At 71.2% G+C, this 18,879-nt stretch carries 15 protein-coding genes; 9 read left to right on the top strand and 6 right to left on the bottom strand.

The genetic code is table 11. The features are described from left to right. The first annotated feature begins 109 nt into the window (after positions 1-109). The gene (locus ACRYRX_RS00440) at positions 110-1,276 is read left to right on the top strand and encodes a 5-(carboxyamino)imidazole ribonucleotide synthase (RefSeq protein WP_432509965.1); all 1,167 of its coding nucleotides are present in this window, start codon (positions 110-112) and stop codon (positions 1,274-1,276) included. Then, the gene (gene purE / locus ACRYRX_RS00435) at positions 1,273-1,791 is read left to right on the top strand and encodes a 5-(carboxyamino)imidazole ribonucleotide mutase (protein ID WP_432509803.1); all 519 of its coding nucleotides are present in this window, start codon (positions 1,273-1,275) and stop codon (positions 1,789-1,791) included. Before ACRYRX_RS00440 ends, purE begins: the two co-directional genes overlap by 4 nt. 3 nt (positions 1,792-1,794) lie before the next feature. Here purE and darG read toward each other — a convergent pair whose 3' ends face one another. Then, positions 1,795-2,856 (bottom strand): type II toxin-antitoxin system antitoxin DNA ADP-ribosyl glycohydrolase DarG, encoded by a 1,062-nt coding sequence (darG, locus tag ACRYRX_RS00430; RefSeq protein ID WP_432509802.1) that lies wholly within the window; start codon positions 2,854-2,856, stop codon positions 1,795-1,797. Between the two features lie 10 nt (positions 2,857-2,866). Continuing rightward, the gene (gene darT / locus ACRYRX_RS00425; protein WP_432509801.1) at positions 2,867-3,418 is read right to left on the bottom strand and encodes a type II toxin-antitoxin system toxin DNA ADP-ribosyl transferase DarT; all 552 of its coding nucleotides are present in this window, start codon (positions 3,416-3,418) and stop codon (positions 2,867-2,869) included. Positions 3,419-3,577: 159 nt separating this feature from the next. Between darT and ACRYRX_RS00420 the strand changes: the two genes are divergently transcribed. The 3 genes from ACRYRX_RS00420 (at position 3,578) to ACRYRX_RS00410 (ending at position 9,626) form a co-directional block, all read left to right on the top strand. After that, positions 3,578-5,041: a type I restriction-modification system subunit M gene (locus ACRYRX_RS00420; RefSeq protein WP_432509800.1), complete on the top strand. Its 1,464-nt coding sequence runs from the start codon at positions 3,578-3,580 to the stop codon at positions 5,039-5,041. Between the two features lie 161 nt (positions 5,042-5,202). Next, a complete protein-coding gene (locus tag ACRYRX_RS00415) occupies positions 5,203-6,216 on the top strand; it encodes a restriction endonuclease subunit S (RefSeq protein WP_432509799.1) in 1,014 nt (337 codons plus the stop codon). Beyond that, the gene (locus ACRYRX_RS00410) at positions 6,213-9,626 is read left to right on the top strand and encodes a DEAD/DEAH box helicase family protein (RefSeq protein ID WP_432509798.1); all 3,414 of its coding nucleotides are present in this window, start codon (positions 6,213-6,215) and stop codon (positions 9,624-9,626) included. Before ACRYRX_RS00415 ends, ACRYRX_RS00410 begins: the two co-directional genes overlap by 4 nt. A 253-nt stretch (positions 9,627-9,879) precedes the next feature. Here the strand turns inward: ACRYRX_RS00410 and ACRYRX_RS00405 are convergent, their stop codons facing one another. After that, positions 9,880-10,359: a DIP1984 family protein gene (locus ACRYRX_RS00405; protein ID WP_432509797.1), complete on the bottom strand. Its 480-nt coding sequence runs from the start codon at positions 10,357-10,359 to the stop codon at positions 9,880-9,882. Between the two features lie 163 nt (positions 10,360-10,522). Here ACRYRX_RS00405 and ACRYRX_RS00400 point away from each other — a divergent pair, with 163 nt between their 5' ends. From ACRYRX_RS00400 to ACRYRX_RS00390, 3 genes are all read left to right on the top strand, one after another. After that, positions 10,523-11,311 (top strand): hypothetical protein, encoded by a 789-nt coding sequence (locus tag ACRYRX_RS00400; RefSeq protein ID WP_432509796.1) that lies wholly within the window; start codon positions 10,523-10,525, stop codon positions 11,309-11,311. Between the two features lie 43 nt (positions 11,312-11,354). Then, positions 11,355-12,641 (top strand): alpha/beta fold hydrolase, encoded by a 1,287-nt coding sequence (locus ACRYRX_RS00395; protein ID WP_432509795.1) that lies wholly within the window; start codon positions 11,355-11,357, stop codon positions 12,639-12,641. A gap of 97 nt (positions 12,642-12,738) precedes the next feature. After that, a complete protein-coding gene (locus ACRYRX_RS00390; RefSeq protein WP_432509794.1) occupies positions 12,739-14,490 on the top strand; it encodes a S8 family serine peptidase in 1,752 nt (583 codons plus the stop codon). Positions 14,491-14,572: 82 nt separating this feature from the next. Here the strand turns inward: ACRYRX_RS00390 and ACRYRX_RS00385 are convergent, their stop codons facing one another. Next, positions 14,573-15,796, bottom strand: coding sequence for an LCP family protein (locus ACRYRX_RS00385; protein ID WP_432509793.1), 1,224 nt, complete (start codon positions 15,794-15,796; stop codon positions 14,573-14,575). A 99-nt stretch (positions 15,797-15,895) separates the two neighbouring features. Continuing rightward, positions 15,896-17,224, bottom strand: coding sequence for a UDP-glucose dehydrogenase family protein (locus ACRYRX_RS00380; RefSeq protein ID WP_432509792.1), 1,329 nt, complete (start codon positions 17,222-17,224; stop codon positions 15,896-15,898). A gap of 194 nt (positions 17,225-17,418) precedes the next feature. On the opposite strand from ACRYRX_RS00380, the gene ACRYRX_RS00375 reads away from it, so the two are divergent. After that, positions 17,419-18,477: a cell wall-binding repeat-containing protein gene (locus tag ACRYRX_RS00375; protein ID WP_432509791.1), complete on the top strand. Its 1,059-nt coding sequence runs from the start codon at positions 17,419-17,421 to the stop codon at positions 18,475-18,477. A 15-nt stretch (positions 18,478-18,492) separates the two neighbouring features. On the opposite strand, the gene ACRYRX_RS00370 is transcribed toward ACRYRX_RS00375, so the two are convergent. Further along, positions 18,493-18,867, bottom strand: coding sequence for a DUF2304 domain-containing protein (locus ACRYRX_RS00370; protein WP_432509790.1), 375 nt, complete (start codon positions 18,865-18,867; stop codon positions 18,493-18,495). Positions 18,868-18,879 lie beyond the last annotated feature (12 nt).

Here is an 18,879-nt window from a genome sequence, read left to right as displayed (position 1 = left end):
CGTGACCGCCCCCACGACCACCCCGTCGGCCACGCCGTCGAACGAGCCGTCGAACGAGCCGTCGCGTCCGGACCCCGCCCCCTACGCCCGTCCCGGCGGTTTCCCCGTCGTGGGCGTCGTCGGCGGGGGGCAGCTGGCGCGGATGATGCAGCCGGCGGCCCTCGCCCTCGGGCTGCGGCTGCGGGTCCTGGGCGAGGGTCCCGACGTCTCCGCCGCGCAGGTGATCACCCCGGCGCCGGTGGGCGCCGCGGACGACCTCACCGCGCTCGTCGCGTTCGCCTCCGACTGCGACGCCGTGACGTTCGACCACGAGCACGTCCCCCCCGCGGGGCTGCGGGCGATGGCCGAGGTCACCTCGGTGCAGCCGGGCGCCGACGCCCTGGTGCACGCCCAGGACAAGGTCGTCATGCGCGAGAAGCTCACCGAGCTGGGCGTCCCGTGCCCGGCGTGGGCCCGCGTCGCCGACCGATCCGCCGTCGAGGGCTTCGCGGCCACGGCCGGGTGGCCGGTGGTGCTGAAGACCCCGCGCGGCGGGTACGACGGCAAGGGCGTCCTCGTCCTGTCCTCGCCGCAGGACGAGCGGTGGGCGACGGCCGAGGCGTGGCTGGCCGACTGGGCCGGGCGCGGTGGGCTGCTGGCCGAGGAGCACGTGCCGTTCACCCGCGAGCTCGCCGCGCTCGTCGCGCGCAGCCCCTCGGGGCAGGCCGCGGCCTGGCCCGTGGTGGAGACCGTGCAGCGCGACGGCGTGTGCCACGAGGTGACCGCGCCCGCCCCCGGCCTGGCCCCCGAGCTGGCCGCGGAGCTGACCGGCATCGCCCTGCGCATCGCCGGGGGGCTGGACGTGACCGGCGTGCTGGCCGTGGAGGTCTTCGAGGTCGAGCGCGACGGCCGGCGCTCCGTCGTCGTCAACGAGCTCGCGATGCGCCCGCACAACTCCGGGCACTGGAGCATCGACGGGTCGGTGACCAGCCAGTTCGAGAACCACCTGCGGGCCGTCCTGGACCTGCCGCTGGGCGACACCGCGCCCCGCGCGCCGTGGACGGTCATGGTCAACGTGCTGGGGCCGCAGGAGATCGAGGAGCGGCACGAGGACCTGTACCGGTCCTACCTGCACGTCATGGCGCACGACCCGGGCGTCAAGGTGCACCTGTACGGCAAGGAGCAGCGGCCCGGCCGCAAGCTCGGGCACGTCACCGTCTACGGCGACGACCTGGACACCGTCCGCTCGCGCGCTCGGCACGCGGCGGCCTTCATCGCGGGGGAGATCGACGAGTGAGCGTTCGCGTGGGCCTGGTCATGGGGTCGGACTCGGACTGGCCGGTGATGGAGGAGGCCGCCAAGGCGCTGGAGGAGTTCGGCGTCGGCTACGAGGCCGACGTCGTCTCGGCGCACCGCATGCCGCAGGACATGGTCGCCTGGGGCGCCGCGGCCGCCGACCGCGGGCTGCAGGTCGTCGTCGCCGGGGCCGGCGGGGCCGCGCACCTGCCGGGGATGCTGGCCAGCGTCACGCCGCTGCCCGTCATCGGCGTCCCCGTGCCGCTGCGGTACCTCGACGGCATGGACTCCCTGCTGTCGATCGTGCAGATGCCCGCGGGCGTGCCCGTGGCGACCGTCTCCATCGGCGGGGCCCGCAACGCCGGGCTGCTCGCGGTGCGGATCCTCGCCGCCGCCGACCCCGAGCTGCGGGCGCGGATGGTGGAGTTCCAGGACTCCCTGCGGCAGACCGCGTACGACAAGGGCGAGAAGCTGCGGGCGCGCACGCGCCGCGGCGGGGTGGGCTTCGGGGCCTGAGCCTCAGCCCGCGGCGACGAGGTGGCGTTCGGTCACCGCGTGCCACGCCGTCTCCACGTGGGGCGCGGTGAACAGCGACGCCTTCCGCGGGCTCCACGCCCGGACCTTGGTGTGGGTGTCGCCCCACGAGGTCGCCGCTGCCTCGTCGTGCTGCAGGACCCAGTGGACGGTGGCGAGCAGCTCGAGGCCGTACGTGCTCTCGAAGCCCTCGATGGCGGTCAGCACGTCGTGGATGCGTCGCTCCGTCTCGGGGTGCTCGGCCAGGTAGTCCGCGAGGACCGCGGCCGTCTCCGGCCGGACCTGAATCGCCTCTGCCTCGTCGACGCGGGCCGAGCCGTCCCCGAAGCCGCTGATGTAGTGCCCTTCCATCGCCCGCAGAGACTTCCGCAGGTCGTCGGCGTACGGGCCGTAGCGGTGCTGGACGAAGTGTAGGCGCAACGGTTCGCCGGCGTTCTGCAGGAAGTAGGCGAGCTTCTGCACCTCGACGAGGGTCGGGGGCTCGAAAGTGAGCTGCTCGTAGAAGGACATGAGCGCGAGCAGGGCCGCCCGTCCCGGGGTGAGCTGCGGGGCGCGCTCGCGGCGGACCTGCTCCGCGGCGGGCGGCGCCCCGGCGGGGGCGAAGACCCGCACGTCCACCGTGTCGGCGACGGGACCCAGGGCGCTGGTGATGAGCGGCTCGACCTCGTTCCAGGCGAGTCCGCCGTTCCCGCACCCCAGCGGCGGAACGGCGATGGACGTGATGCCGAGCTCGTCGATCACCCGCACCAGGTCGGTCAGACCGCTGCGGACGTCCTCGATCCGCGACCGGTCCTTCCAGTGGCGCTTGGTGGGGAAGTTGACGATGAACCGCGGGCCGGTCAGCGCCCCCGTTTCCCAGACGTGCATGCGCCCGGGCTGGACCCCACCGCGTGCGCAGGCCGCCGCGTAGGCGGTGAACATCTCGGGCCAGGCCCTCTTGAACTGGAGGGCGATGCCCTTGCCCATGACGCCGACGGTGTTGACGGTGTTGACGAGGGCGTCGACGTCCTGGGCCAGGAGGTCGCCGTTCAGCACGCTGATGGACATGGACACCCCCTCAGAAGTACCAGTCGGGTCGGACACGGACGTACGTCTCCACGCCGCAGTCCTGCAGGACAGTCTCCACCCTGTGCGCCGCCTCCTGCGTCCGGGTGGCGACTCCCAGGACGGCCGACCACGGCACCGACGGGTGGGCCAGGCACTCGGCTTGGCGGCGCTCCTTGCGGTCAGGTTGGTCGGCGGTCGGAGCCCACATCCGTGCGGCCATGAGCCCCCAGTCGACGAAGTCCTCGCCGTCGAGATCGGCGTCGTCCGCGCTCAACCGCGCGAGCTGGAGCACGGCGTGCCGGTCGCTCGCGACGACGGTGGCGCCCGCTTCCCGCAGGCGCTGGGTGGAGCTCACCACGTAGACGATCTCCTCCGTCCGGGCGGCGTCCTCACCGACCTGTCCCTTCGTGATCGCGAAGAGCATCGGGCTCCGCGGGGCGAAGTACCACGGCACGTAGTCCGCGAGGGTGCCGCCGGCACCGCACAGGACACTGCGGCGGGCACGGCGCTCCTTATGTGGGTGTACCCGATGCCGACGCCGGTGATCCCGCGGCGTCGGCACTCGGTGTCGGACAGCAACCCCTCCCGAACCATGCCGGCCAGCCGTTCGATCCGCGTCATGTGGAAGACGAGGGTCGGCTGCGGACGCGGCATGGGCGCCATCTTGCCCTGACGCCACGACGCTCGGTCACGGCTGGGCACAGCTCGGTAGATTGGGTGGGTGATCACCGGCGAGCTCAAGAGCAAGATCGACCGCGTCTGGGACGCCTTCTGGTCGGGGGGGATCTCCAACCCGCTGGAGGTCATCGAGCAGATCACCTACCTGCTCTTCGTCCGCCGCCTCGACGAGATCCACACCCGCGACGAGAAGATGGCCAAGCGCACCGGAGAGTCGATCGAGTCGCCGATCTTCCAGCCGGGACAGGACGCCCTGCGGTGGTCCCGCTTCAAGGACCTCGAGCCGGGGGTGATGCACCAGCTCATCGCGGACCAGGTCTTCCCGTTCCTGCGCCGGCTGGGGGTGGACGGCTCGACGTACTCCGAGCACATGAAGGACGCCCGGTTCACCATCCCGACCCCGGCGTTGTTGTCGCGGGTGGTCGACATGCTCGACGACATCCCGATGGTCGACCGCGACACCAACGGTGACCTCTACGAGTACCTGCTGTCCAAGATCGCCAGCGCCGGGGTCAACGGCCAGTTCCGCACCCCGCGCCACATCATCCAGCTCATGGTCGACATGACCGCCCCGAGACCGGACGACGAGATCTGCGACCCGGCCGCGGGCACCTGCGGCTTCCTGGTGGCCGCCTCGGAGTACCTGCGCCGCGAGCACCCGTCGATCATGACGAATACGGAGCAGCGCAAGCACTTCCACCACAGCATGTTCCACGGGTACGACTTCGACTCGACGATGCTGCGGATCGGCAGCATGAACATGCTGCTGCACGGCATCGAGGCCCCCGACGTGCGCTACCGCGACTCGCTGTCCGAGGGGGCCTCAGACGAGGAAGGGCTGTACTCGCTCATCCTCGCCAACCCGCCGTTCGCGGGGAGCCTCGACTACGAGTCGACGGCGAAGGACCTGCAGCGCGTCGTGAAGACGAAGAAGACCGAGCTCCTGTTTATCGCGCTCTTCCTGCGGCTGCTCAAGCCCGGGGGTCGCGCGGCGGTCATCGTGCCGGACGGAGTGCTGTTCGGTTCCAGCAAGGCGCACAAGGAGCTGCGCCGGACCCTCGTGGAGGACCAGAAGCTCGACGCGATTGTGAAACTGCCGTCCGGGGTGTTCAAGCCCTACGCGGGGGTGTCGACGGCGATCGTGTTCTTCACCAAGACCGACTCCGGCGGCACCGACGACGTGTGGTTCTACGACGTCGCCGCGGACGGGTTCTCGCTGGACGACAAGCGCAACCCTGTCGAGGCGAACGACCTGCCGGACGTGCTTGCGCGCTGGGCGGAGCGGAAGAGGAGCGAGCGGGAGCGGGTGCGGACGGAAAAGAGCTTCTGCGTGCCGAAGTCGGACATTGCGGCCCAGGGGTACGACCTGTCGGTTAACCGGTACAAGGAGGTGGTTCACGACAACGTTGAGCATCGCGAACCGGGAGAGATCGTCAAGGAGTTGTTCGCGTTAGAAACTGAAATTCAGCAGAAACTTGAGGACCTCAAAAGGATGTTGCAGGCATGAAAGTTTCTCTTGGTGACTTGATTGTAAGCGCTCAGTCCGGTTTTGCGTGCGGATCTCAGGACCCTGATGGCGTTTTTCAGTTGCGTATGAACAACGTGACCCGACATGGCCGGCTAAATTTGGAGAAGAGACGACGAGTGCCGGCGAACGCCCATCCTGACATGGCCAGATTCGAAGTGTTGGCCGGAGATGTGCTCTTCAATGCGACCAATAGTCCCGATCAGGTCGGGAAGTCGGTAAGGGTGGAGCACCTTGATGAGACTATGGTCTTCAGTAACCATTTTCTCCGGCTCCGCGTTGATTACCGACGGCTCGACAGCAGTTACCTGGCCCATTGGTTGCAGTGGACCTTCGAGCGTCGAGTATTCGAAGGAATGTGCAAGCAGTGGGTCAATCAAGCAACAGTCAGCCGAGATGCCCTCTTGAATCTTGCTATACCTATTCCGTCGGTGATGGAGCAGCGGCGCATCGCTTCCATGCTCGACAAGGCGGCCTCTGTAGTGAGGTTGCGTGAGCGTGCTAGAGCTGTCCGCGATGCCTTAAGTGCGTCTGTCTATTACGCGCACTTCGGTGACCCTGTACGTAATGAGTCGAACTGGGCAGTAGCGCCGCTCTCGGCTATTGCTCAAACTCGTCTTGGGAAAATGCTGGACAAAAATAGCCAGAACGACGGTATTGTGCGTCCATATTTGCGCAATGCTAATGTTCGTTGGTTCACATTCGATCTTTCGGACCTTCTGACCATGCGATTCTCGGAGAAAGAAGTTCGGGAATTGGCCTTGCGGGATGGAGACCTCCTCGTTTGCGAGGGCGGCGAGCCGGGTCGAGCGGCAGTTTGGTACGGCGACAAGCGTGATGTGTTATTTCAGAAAGCACTTCATCGGGTCCGGCCAGACCTTGAGGTTGTTCTGCCTGAATTTTTGGCGTGGACGCTCCTATTTCTGTCCAAGGGTGGGGGGCTCAAAGATTACGTCACTTCGGCGACAATATCTCACCTGACTGGAGAGAAGCTTCGACGACTGCCAATTACTCTGCCACCTAAGCGCCTGCAGGATTCTTGGGCTGACGTCATGAAACAAATTGAAGTCTTGAACCGCAAGTCGACTGAGGCTGTCGTGCAGTCCCAGGCATTGCTCGCGTCTTTGAGAGCTCAAGTTTTCTTGGACCAATCATGACGAATTTCGCCTTTCTTGCCCCCGAGTGGCTCCTCCTACACGGCGACTGCACCCGCGCCGAGTCCTACCTCGCCTCCGACCCCCGCTCGGCGTGCTTCTACGCCCGTCGCGCCGCCGAGCTGCTCGTCACCCACCTCTACGAGCTGAACCGCCTCCCCGCCCCGTACCGCGATGACTTCTCCGCCCGCTTGAACGACCCCGCCTTCCAGCAGGTCATCACGGTCGGCATTGGCCAGAAGCTGAACCTGCTGCGCAAGGTCGGGAACCGTGCCGTCCACGACACCCAGCAGATTGCGCCGCGCACTGCGCTCGACGTGGTGCGGGAGTTGCACCACGTCATGCTGTGGGCGGCGTTCCGCTATTCCACGAACCCGGATGCGGTGCCGCGCCAGGCGACGTTCGACCCGACCATCGCCGCGCAGCGGGCGCCGCTGAGCCGGGACGACGTCGTCAAGCTCGCGGCCAGGTTCAAGCAGCAGGACGAGGAGCACGCTAAGGCGCTGCGCGAGCGGGACGACCTCGCGGCCGCCAAGGACGCGGAGATCGCGGCCCTGCTCCAGCAGATCGCCGCCGCCAAGGCCGCATCGACGGCCGGTGACGACCGCGACTACGACGAAGCCACGACCCGTGCGCTCATCATCGACGAGCTGCTGGCGGAGGCCGGGTGGCGCCTCGACGACGAGCGCGACCGCGAGTTCGAGGTCGTCGGCATGCCCAACGAAAGTGGCGTCGGCTACGTCGACTACGTCCTGTGGGGGGCGGACGGCCTCCCACTCGCTGTGGTCGAGGCCAAGCGCACCACGAAGGACCCGGCGATCGGTCAGCAGCAGGCCAAGCTCTACGCCGACTGCCTGGAGGCCATGACCGGACGCCGGCCCGTCATCCTCTTCACCAACGGGTACGTCACCCAACTCTGGGACGACGCCGCCGGTTACCCGCCCCGGAAGCTGCAAGGCTTCCTCACCCGCAGCGAGCTTGAGCTCATGGTCGCCCGTCGCACCACGCGGCTCCCACTCGCCGGGGCCGCCATCGACGCCTCGATCGTCGGACGGCCCTACCAGACCCGCGCCATCCGGGCGATCGACGACGCTTTCACCCGCAAGCAGCGGGCGGCCCTGCTCGTCATGGCCACCGGGGCGGGGAAGACCCGCACCACCATCGCCCTGGTCAAGCAGCTCATGGAGGCCGGCTGGGTCAAGCGGGTCCTCTTCCTCGCGGACCGGACCGCGCTCGTCAAGCAGGCCGTCGGCGCCTTCAAGGAGCACCTGCCGAACGTCGCGACCGTCAACCTCGTCACCGAGAAGATCACCGAAGGCCGGGTCTACGCCTCGACGTACCCGACGATGATGAACCTCATCGACGTCACCGACGGCGGTGAACGGCTCTTCGGGCCCGGCTACTTCGACCTCATCGTCGTCGACGAGGCGCACCGCTCCGTCTACCAGAAGTACCGGTCCATCTTCGCCTGGTTCGACTCCCTCCTCGTCGGCCTCACCGCCACCCCCAAGGACGAGGTGGACCGCAACACCTACGAGCTGTTCCACCTCGAGGACGGCGTCCCCACCGACGCCTACGGCCTCGCCGAAGCCATCGACGACGGTTTCCTCGTCCCCGCTCAAGCCGTCGCCGTGCCGATGAAGTTCCTGCGGCACGGCATCACCTACGACGCCCTCAGCGAGCAGGAGAAGGACGACTGGGACGCCGCCGAGTGGGGCGAGGACGCCGACCCGCCGGACGCGGTGGCCGCCGAGGAGCTCTACCGGTTCCTCTTCAACACCGACACCGTCGACAAGGTCCTGGCGAAGCTCATGGCCGACGGTCGCAAGGTCGCCGGCGGTGACCGTCTCGGCAAGACCGTCGTCTTCGCCAAGAACCAGCAGCACGCCGAGTTCATCCGGGAACGGTTCGACCAGGCCTACCCCCACCTGGCCGGGCACTTTGCGCGGGTCATCACCCATGCCGTCCCTTACGCGCAGAACCTCATCGACGACTTCTCGCAGCCCGACAAAGCTCCCCACATCGCGATCTCCGTCGACATGCTCGACACCGGCATCGACGTCCCCGAGATCGTCAACCTGGTCTTCTTCAAGACCGTACGCGCCAAGAGCAAGTTCTGGCAGATGATGGGCCGCGGGACCCGTCTGCGCCCCGACCTCTACGGGCCCGGCCAGGACAAGGCGGACTTCTACGTCTTCGACTTCTGCGGGAACCTCGAGTACTTCCAGCAGGACCTGCCTGAGACGGGCGGGTCCGTGCAGCGCTCGCTGATGGAACGGCTGTTCGAGGCGCGGGTGTCGCTCGTCGCAGGTCTCGACGGTCAGCTCGGACCGGAACCGGCGGATCCCGTTCTCGGGCGCGGCGACCAGGACGAACGCGGGCTGCGGACCGACACCGCTGACCTCTGCCGTTCCTACGTGTCCGGCATGAACCTCGACAACTTCCTCGTCCGTCCCCAGCGCGAGTGGGTCGAGCTCTACGGGGAGCCGGACACGTGGCACCAGCCGATCACCCCCGACCGGGCCGGTGACATCGCCCAGCACCTCGCCGGCCTGCCCTCCTCGGAGGGCGCGGACGAGGAGAACGCCAAGCGGTTCGACCTCCTCCTGCTGCGTCTGCAGCTCGCCCACCTCGACGGGGACGTCGGCGTCTTCGACCGGCTCCGTGCGCAGGTCCAGCAGATCGCCAGCTCACTGCTGTCGCGCACGAGCATCCCCGTCGTCGCCGCCCAGGCACAGTTGCTCGACGAGGTCGCGGGCGACGAGTGGTGGGTGGACGTACCCCTCCCGCACCTGGAGCGGGTGCGTCGGCGCGTGCGGGACCTCGTGCAGTTCATCGAGAAGTCCCAGCGCGCCATCGTCTACACCAACTTCGCCGACGAGCTGGGGGAGGACAGCGTCGTCGACCTCCCCGGCATCACGCCTGGCACGAACTGGGAGCGGTTCCGCGAGAAGACGACCGCCTACCTGCGCCAGCACGAGGACCACCTCGCGCTGCAACGGTTGCGTCGCAACATCGCCCTGACCGCCGACGACCTCACCGCGCTGGAACAGATGTTGCTGGAGTCGGGTGCTCAGGACGCCGACATCACCCGGGCGAGCGAAGAGGCCCAAGGGCTCGGATTGTTCATCCGCTCCCTCGTCGGCCTCGATCGGCAGGCGGCGACGGAGCTCTTCGCGGAGTTCCTCGACGAGACGACCTTCAGCGTCGACCAGGTCCGGTTCGTGCAGCTCGTCATCGACCACCTCACCGCCAACGGCATCGTCGAGGTGAAGGCCCTCTACGCCCCACCGTTCACCGACCGGGCACCGCACGGCCCGGACTCGGTGTTCGCCGACGAACAGGTCGACACCATCGTCGCCCGGTTGCGGGACGCACGCCGACGCGCGCTGGTCGAGGGGGCAGTCGCCTGACGCCGCTGCTCGACGCCTGCCGCAGGGCCACCCCTCCCGCGGGAGGGGTAACCCTGCTGTTCCCGGCGGGGTCCCCTGACCCACCCTCACCGGACGGGCCGACACACGGTGGTGCTCTCTACCGGGTGCACCGTGACCGGTGCGCGGTGCAGGGCTGCTCGGTGCTCGGGGAGTCGAACCCCAGGTCGCCCACCACCTGCCGCAGTCGGCCGGGATGCCCGCCGGCCGTCGGGTCGTGTCCGCTCCCGTCCGGTTACCGACTCCCCACCGGCCCCTGCTCCAGCAGCTCGTGCGTCCAGTTCGCCTGCTGGATCCTGCCGTCCAGCGTCCGCAGCTCGCGGGCCACGTCGTCGGCCTGCGCACGGAGGGCCTTGACGGGCAGCGCCGTGAGCTGCCGCAGCTCGCTGCGCAGCTGCCGCACCCCGTGACCGGACGCGGCGTCCGCGGCCGACGTCAGCACGCTGTGCCGCAGCCGCAGGACGTCGCGGGTGGCGAGCGCGTCGGTCATCGTCCCGTCGGGGCCGAGGTCGACGGTGGAGTTCGTCCGGTTGATGCGGGCGATGAGCGTGCGCAACCGGGTGAGCACCTGCTCGGCCTCGGCGAGCAGGGCAGCGGCGTCCTCGGCCGGCTCCTCGCCCTCCTGGTAGCGGGCGTTCGCCGTGATCCGCGAGCGCAGCTGCTCGACGCGGCGCTGGGCGTCGGCGCGTTCGGTCAGGGCTTCGGCGAGCTTCACGTCCCGACCGTACGTCGCGCGGGCCCGGCGGGCGACGGCTGCGCTGATCCGGTGGTCCTGCCCGCGGGGGTTTCAGCGCCCGCCCGGCCCGTCCGATGGCTCGGGGGTGAGACGTGCGCCCCGGCCGTACCGGCAGACCGCGCGTCCGTCGGTGGAGCTGCAGGTGAGCCGGCGCGACGCCACGCTCGACGACGTCCTGGACGTCGTCGGGTGCCGCGGCGACCGCGAGGACGAGCGGCGCGGGGTGAGCTGGGTGCTGCGGGAGGACCCGCCGCCGGGGCAGACCCTCACGGTCGCGACGCGGCGGCTGCTGGAGCGGGTCGTCCCGCTGCGCGCGCCGCTGGCGACGCTGCGCGGGCGCGGGTTCACGGTCCGGGTGCTCCTCCAGCAGGCCCCCGGGGACGGGCACGTCGTCCCGGCGGGGCTGTTCGCCGAGGCCGCCGCGTGGGGCGGGGTGGTCGACGTCGACCAGTTCGTCGTCGTCGACTGCGGTGACGTCGACCCCGCCGGGGCGGGGATCTTCCTGGAGGCCGACGCCGTCGCCGCGCGCGCCGCGACGGGCACGGACCTGCTCGTCGGCGGGTACGGGACGCCCGAGCCGGCCCCCGACCCCGGGTGGGTCCTGCCGTGGCGGGGCCGGGTGGTGCGCGAGGTCGACGCCGTCGGGGGGTACCTGCGGCTCGGGCTGGACGACGGCAGCGTCCTGGAGTGCGCGGGTGAGCTGGTCGAGGACGACCCCGCGCCGGTCGTGCCCCGGCCGCGCCGGGCGCGCGTCGTCGGCTCCGCGGTCGTGTGGCCGGGCTGGGTCCGGGTCGTCGGGGAGGGGGTGCGCGTGGAGGGCACCGTCTCGGAGGTCGCGGTGACCGGGCGGGGTTTCACCTTCGCGGGCGGGGTGATGTCCTTCCACGACGTGCCGGCACCGGGCCGGGACCGGCCGACCCCCGTCCGCTGACGGCGCGCCGTCCCCGGCCGCCGTCCCCGGTAGCGTCGCGCCGGTGACCCCCAGCGCGACCCCGAGCCCGTCCGTCAGCACCGAGTCCCACCGCGTCGACGGCCACGACGTGCACGAGCACGTCCTGGTCGCGCCCCTGGACCACCGCGGCGCGGTGCCGGGGACCGTCGAGGTCTTCGCGCGCGAGTACGTCCGCGACGGCCACCGGGACGCGCCGCGGCTGGTGTTCTTCCAGGGCGGGCCGGGGCACCCCGCGTCCCGGCCCGACGTCGTGGGCGGCTGGCTGGACCGGGCGCTGGAGGAGTTCCGGGTGGTGCTGCTGGACCAGCGCGGCACCGGCCGCTCGACGCCGCTGGACCGGCAGTCGCTGACGGGGACGCCGGTCGAGCAGGCCCGGTACCTCACGCACTTCCGCGCCGACTCGATCGTGGCCGACGCCGAGCTGCTGCGGGCCGCGCTGGGTGGGGACACCTGGGCGGCGCTGGGGCAGAGCTACGGGGGTTTCTGCCTCACGACGTACCTGTCGCAGGCCCCGCACGGGCTGCGGGAGGTGTTCATCACCGCCGGCCTGCCCGGGCTGACCACGACCGCCGACGACGTCTACCGCGCCACCTACGCGCAGACCGCCGTCCGCAACGCGGAGTTCTCCGCCCGGTACCCGCGCGACCTGGCGGTGGCGCAGCGGGTCGCCGAGCACCTGGAGGGCACCGAGGAGCTGCTGCCGACGGGGGAGCGGCTGTCGGCCCGCCGGTTCGCCACGATCGGCATCGCGCTGGGGCAGGCGTCGGGTTTCGACGCGCTGCACTTCGCGCTGGAGGACCCGTTCACCCCCGGCGGCCGGCTGCGCGAGCGGTTCCTGGTGGAGGTGGGGCGGCGCGTCTCGTTCGCGGCGCACCCGCTGTACGCGCTGCTGCACGAGAGCATCTACGCCCAGGGGGCGGCGACGAACTGGTCGGCGCACCGGGTCCGGGAGGAGTTCGAGGGGTTCCGCACCGGCGCGCCGGGTTTCCGGTTCACCGGTGAGCACGTCTACCCGTGGCAGTTCGAGGAGGACCCGGCGCTGGTGCCGCTGCGGGAGGCGGCGCACCTGCTGGCCGCCGACGACTCGTTGCCGCCGCTGTACGACGGGCGGGTGCTGGCGGAGAACACCGTGCCGGTCGCGGCGGCCGTCTACGTCGACGACATGTTCGTGCCGTACGCGTTCTCCCGCGCCACCGCGGCGGCGGTCCGGGGCGCGCGGACGTTCGTGACGAACGAGTACCAGCACGACGGGCTGCGGCTGGACGGCCGCCGGTTGTTCGACGTGCTGGTCGACCTGGCCCGCCGCTGAGGGGGCCTACCGCGCACTCTGCCCGGCGTCAAGGGTTGCCTGTGTGCAGTCTGTGCACCACAGTGTGCCCGATCGAACCACCGAGCAGGGAGGCCCTGTGCGCAAGATCGTCCTGTCGGCCGCGATGAGCTCCGCGCTCCTCGCGACGACGCTGGCCGTGACGCAGTCCGCGTCCGCCCAGACCAGTTCCGACCTGACCACCGCCACCACCGAGGGGGCGACGGGGGCGACCCGGTACGTCGTCCTGTACGAGGAGGGCGTCGACGAAGCGCAGGCGCGCACCGCCATCACCGCCGCCGGCGGCACCGTCGTGTCGAGCAACCCCGAGGTCGGCTACGCCGTCGTCGAGAGCACCGACGCGGCCTTCGCCGACCGCGCGGGCGGCGCGGCGGCCCTGGTCGGTGCCGCCGCCGACCGCAGCATCGGCCGCGCCCCGGCCGACGTGGTCGTCAGCGCCGACGACGTCGAGAAGCTGTCGCAGGCCGAGCGCGCGAGCCTGGAGGGCCGGGCGACGCTGAAGTCGCTCGCGGCCCGCGGGCCCGCCGAGGAACCGCTGGCCCCGTTGCAGTGGGACATGCGGGCCATCGGCGCCACTCCCGAGGGGTCCTACGCCGAGCAGCGCGGCAGCAAGAAGGTGACGGTCGGGATCATCGACACCGGCGTCGACGGGACCCACCCCGACATCGCGCCGAACTTCGACGCCGAGGGCAGCCGCAACTTCGTCACCGACCTGCCCGACATCGACGGCGAGTGCGAGGTCGAGGGCTGCGTCGACCCGGTCGACGTCGACGACGACGGCCACGGCACGCACGTCGCCAGCACCATCGGGTCCCCGATCAACGGCCTCGGCATCGCCGGTGTGGCGCCGAAGGTGAACCTGGTGAACCTGCGCGCCGGTCAGGACTCCGGGTACTTCTTCCTGCAGCCCACGCTGGACGCGCTGACGTTCGCCGCCGACTCCGGCGTCGACGTCGTGAACATGAGCTTCTACGTCGACCCGTGGCTGTACAACTGCCAGGCCAACCCGGCCGACTCGCCCGCCGAGCAGCAGCAGCAGCGGATCGTCGTCGCGGCCGTCCAGCGCGCCGTCGACTACGCCCGCGGCAAGGGCGTCCTGCCGATCTCGGCCAGCGGCAACGAGGCCACCGACCTCGGTGCCCCCGGGGTGGACTCCTCCAGCCCCGACTACCCGGTCGACGCCGAGGGCAACCCGGTCGACGCCCGCGACCGCACGATCGACAACGCCACCTGCCTGAACGTGCCCGCCGAGACCGACGGCGTCGTGACGGTGAACTCCACCGGCCCCTCGGGCCGCAAGGCGTACTACTCGAACTACGGCACCGAGCAGTCCGACGTGTCGGCCCCCGGCGGCGACGCCTACGACACCCCGAACCAGCGGGTCTCGCCCGAGGGCATGATCCTCGCCGCGTACCCCGAGTCGGTCGGCCGGGCGGCCGGGACCATCGACGAGGACGGTGAGCCCACCACCGCCACGGTGCTGAAGGTCACCACCCGCGACGGGCAGGACGCGTACTACCAGTACCTGCAGGGCACCTCGATGGCCGCCCCGCACGCGGCCGGGGTGGCCGCGCTCGTCGTCAGCGAGTACGGGGAGCGCGACCCCGCCCACCCGGGGACGCTGACGCTGGACCCGGACGTCACCGAGTCGATCCTGCTGGGGTCGGCCACGGACACCCCGTGCCCGGTCCCGGCGGAGTTCACCTACCGCCGGGTGTCGGCGACGGCCGGTGAGCTGATCTCGACGGCGACCTGCGCCGGCAGCGGCGACGACAACGGGTTCTACGGCGAGGGCGTCGTGAACGCGCTCACCGCGGTCACGCAGTTCTGACCCCCCTCGAAACCCCCGCGATCAAGGACTCCTGTGTCCTTGATCGCGGGGGTTTCGTGCTGCGCAGGGGGTTTCGCCGGGGTCAGGCGGTGAGGGAGCGCAGCGCCTCGGTGTCGTCGGTCTTGAGGTCCTCGAACATCGCCAGCGCCTTGTCGGTGTCCCACTTCACGGCCAGGCCGTGGCCCGTGCGGTAGTTCGGGTCCGAGACCGGCACGGTCATGGAGATCCCGTCGGCGCCGGTCGCGGCGCGCATGCCGCGCAGGAACGACACCAGTTCCGGGAGCGAGGAGTCGTCGTCGACGGTGATCGCGCCACCGCCGGCCGAGGCCAGCGGGTAGGCGCGGAACGGGTTCAGCAGCGTCGCCGGGCTCGCGGCCTTCGCGGTGATCGCACCGAGGAGCTCGCGCTGGCGCTGCGCCCGGCCGAAGTCGCCCTGGACGTCGCTGTAGCGGTACCGGGCGTACCCCAGGGCGGTCCTGCCGTCCATGTCCTGGCAGCCGGCCTGGATGTCCAGCCCCGCCCGCACGTCGTCGACCGCCGCCGCCGGGCACATCTCCACCCCGCCGAGGGCGTCGACGATCCGCGCGAACCCGCCGAACCCGGTCTCGACGTAGTGGTCGACGCGCAGGCCGGAGACCTCCTCGACGGTCTGCGTCAGCAGGGGCGCCCCGCCGATCGCGAACGCCGCGTTGATCTTGTTGCGGTCGTGGCCGGGGATGGGCACGTAGGAGTCGCGCGGGATGCTGATCAGCGCCGCGGGGCCGCCACCGTCGGGCACGTGCAGCAGCATGATCGTGTCGGTGCGCTGCCCGGAGATGTCGTCGCCGCCGGCGGAGTACTCGGCGATCTCCTCGGGGCTCAGGCCGTCGCGGGAGTCCGAGCCGACGATGAGGTAGGTCGTGCCGGGCGTGACGGCCGGGCGCGGACCCGTCGGGGCCGCCGCGACCCGGTCCACCGCCGACCACGCCCGCCAGCCGAGGGTCACCGGGTAGACGACCGCCAGGACCGCCACCAGGGCCACGGCGACCAGGACGCGCCGGCGGCGCACCCGGGCGCGGCGGGGCGAGCGGGCCGGACGGGACCCGGTCCGCGGGGCGGGGGGAGGGGTGGACGGCGGGGACGAGGGCGGACCCGGGGCGGGGCGGCTCAGCTCGGCCAGCCGCTGCTCGCGGCCGGGGGTCTGCGCCGCCGGCCGCACGGGGCGCGCGGGGCGGCGGTGCGGGCGGCCGTACGTCGTGGAGTGCCAGCGCTGAGCGTCCCCGGGACCGCGGTCGGGGTCGTCGTGCTCGGGGGGTTCAGCGGGCATGGCCCCACCGTACGGCCGTCGGGGCGCCTCACCGGGGAGCGTGCGCACGAGTCTCACCCTCCCTGCACACGCGCGGCGCGGGGAGGGTGAGGGGGTGCCTCAGGAGCGGGGGCGGCCCAGGGCGCGGTAGGTCCAGCCCGCGGCGCGCCAGCGCCCGGGGTCCAGGGCGTTGCGGCCGTCGAGGATCCGCTTCTCCTTCACCAGGCCGGAGATCGTGGCCGGTTCCAGGTCGCGGTACTCCTTCCACTCCGTCAGCAGCAGCACCACGTCGGCGCCGGTGACGGCCTCCTCGACGGTGTCGGCGTAGGAGATGTCCGGCACGGCCTTGCGGGCGTTGTCCAGCGCGGCCGGGTCGGTGAGCACCACGTCACCGCCCTGCAGGCGGATCTGGGCGGCCACGTTGAGGGCGGGGGAGTCGCGGATGTCGTCCGACAGCGGCTTGAACGCCGCGCCCAGGACGGCGACGCGCTTGCCGATGAGGGAGCCGTCGCAGACCTCGCGGGCCAGGTCGACCATGCGGATGCGGCGGCGCATGTTGATCGAGTCGACCTCGCGCAGGAACGTCAGCGTCTGGTCGGCGCCCAGCTCCCCGGCGCGGGCCATGAACGCGCGGATGTCCTTGGGCAGGCAGCCGCCGCCGAAGCCGAGCCCGGCGTTGAGGAACTTGCGGCCGATGCGGTCGTCGTGGCCGATGGCGTCGGCGAGCTGGGTGACGTCGGCGTTGACCTTCTCGCACAGCTCCGCCATCGCGTTGATGAAGGAGATCTTGGTGGCGAGGAAGGAGTTCGCGGCGACCTTGACCAGCTCGGCGGTCTGGTAGTCGGTGACGATCAGCGGCGTCCCGCGCTTGAGCGGGGTGGCGTACACCTCGTCCAGCAGGGCCTTGGCGGCCTTGCCCTCGACGGTGGTCTGCCCGCCGGGGACGCCGTAGACGAGGCGGTCGGGGGTCAGGGTGTCCTCGACGGCGTGCCCCTCGCGCAGGAACTCGGGGTTCCACGCCAGCGCCGCGGCGGGCTGGGCGTCGGCGACCTTGGCGGCCAGCCGGGCCGCGGTGCCCACGGGCACGGTGGACTTGCCGACGACCAGCTCGCCCGGGCCCACGTGGGGCAGCAGGGAGTCCACGGCGGAGTCGACGTACTTCATGTCCGCGGCGAACTCGCCCCGCTTCTGCGGCGTGCCCACGCACACGAAGTGCACCGCCGACCCGGCCGCCTCGGCCATGTCGGTGGTGAAGCGCAACCGGCCGGTGGCCATGGTGCGCTCCAGCAGCTCGGGCAGGCCCGGCTCGAAGAACGGCGCTCGCGCGGCCTGCAGGGCCGCGACCTTCTCAGGGTCGACGTCGATCCCGATGACCTCGTGCCCCAGCTCGGCCATGCACGCTGCATGGACGGCGCCGAGGTACCCACACCCGATGACAGTCATCCGCATGGAGCGCACAGTAGCCACCCGTACGCGCTGTGAACACACCTGCGTCCGTTCGCGGGGTGTGAGAAGGGCCGCAGCGGGGTAACCGTGCCGGTGCGGCGACCAAGATCGGGAGAAGTCGTGACACTCTGTGGCTCAAGATTCGGCCGTTCGGGGTCGAGACCAGGAGCCACGGCACGTCCCACCGGAAGGTCACCATGCGCTTGCGTCCCCGCACCCTCGGCCTCGTCGCCGCCCTGGCGATGAGCTCCGCCCTCGTGGCCGGCGCCGCGCCGGCGACCGCGTCCCCCGGTGTCGACCTCAAGGCCGCCGGGGCCCGGGTCTACGGGGCGGACCGCGTCGGCACCGCCGTCGCGGCCTCGAAGTCGTTCTCCGGCGGCAAGGCCGCCGCAGTCGTCCTGACCCGCTCGGACACCTACGCCGACGCCCTCGCGGGCGCGCCGCTGGCCTCCGACAAGACCGGGCCCGTCCTCATGACGTCCCGCACCGCCCTGCAGCCCGAGGTCGCCGCGGCGATCAAGGACGTCCTGGCCTCCACCGGCACCGTCTACCTGCTCGGCGACGGCAACGCGCTGTCGGCCGACGTCGAGAACGCCGTCAAGGCCCTCGGCTACAGGACCCAGCGCGTCTCGGGCGCCGACCGGCTCAGCACCGCCGTCGAGATCGCCAAGCTGCTGCCCGCGGCCACCACCGTCTCGGTCGTCAACGGCTGGAACTTCCCCGACGGCCTCGCCGCCGGCGCCCTCATGGGCGTCGTGGAGAAGGACACCAAGCACAGCATCGGCGTCGTCCTGCTCAGCGACGGCACCAACCTCGGCGCCCCCACGGCGAACTACCTGGCCTCGCGCCAGTTCCAGACCAAGCTCGCCGTCGGCGGGACCGCCGTCACCGCCGTCGGGCGCAGCACCGCCGGCTGGGCCCAGCTCGCCGGCGCCGACCGCTACGAGACCGCCGCGCTCGTCGCGCAGCAGTTCACCTCCAACGCCTTCTTCGACGACGCCACGACCGTCCTCGGCGTCGCGACCGGCGAGAACTGGCCCGACGCGCTGTCGGGTTCGGCGCTCATGGCCTACGGCGGCGGCCCCATGCTGCTCACCGCCAAGGGCTCGCTGCCCGACAGCACCAAGCGGGCCATCGACGTCCTCAAGGCCGACGCGGCCGCCGGGGGCAAGTCGATCACCCAGGTCCTCGTGTTCGGCAGCGAGAACTCCGTCTCCCGCGCCGCCTACGACGCCGCGGTCGCCGCCGCGAGCTGACCCGCAGCGCCCCCGTCAGTCCCCGGCAGGCCCGTCACCCTCGCGGTGGCGGGCCTGCTCCGGTGTGGGGGCCTCGTCCAGGGCCAGGCGCCGCGCGAGCTGCGTGACGGTCTCCTCCAGCGCCCGCGAGCGCCGGTACGACGACACCACGAACCCCAGGAACGCGACGACCAGCCCGTACAGCAGCAGGTCCGCGCCGCGGCCGACGCCGACGGCGTTCGCGACGGCCGTCACCGCCCCCGGCACCAGGATGCTGGCGACCGCCAGCGCGACCAGCGCCGCCAGCAGCAGCCGGCGCACCGCCTGGTGCCGGGCCCCGGCGGTGCTGCGCACGAGGAGCACCCCGACGACGAGCACGACGGCGATGAGCAGGACCTGGATGGCGAGCACGACGACCCCGAC

This window comes from Kineococcus lubricus, assembly GCF_050871965.1.
In the GTDB taxonomy this organism is placed as follows: domain Bacteria; phylum Actinomycetota; class Actinomycetes; order Actinomycetales; family Kineococcaceae; genus Kineococcus.
This window is presented reverse-complemented; position numbering and strand designations above follow the sequence as displayed.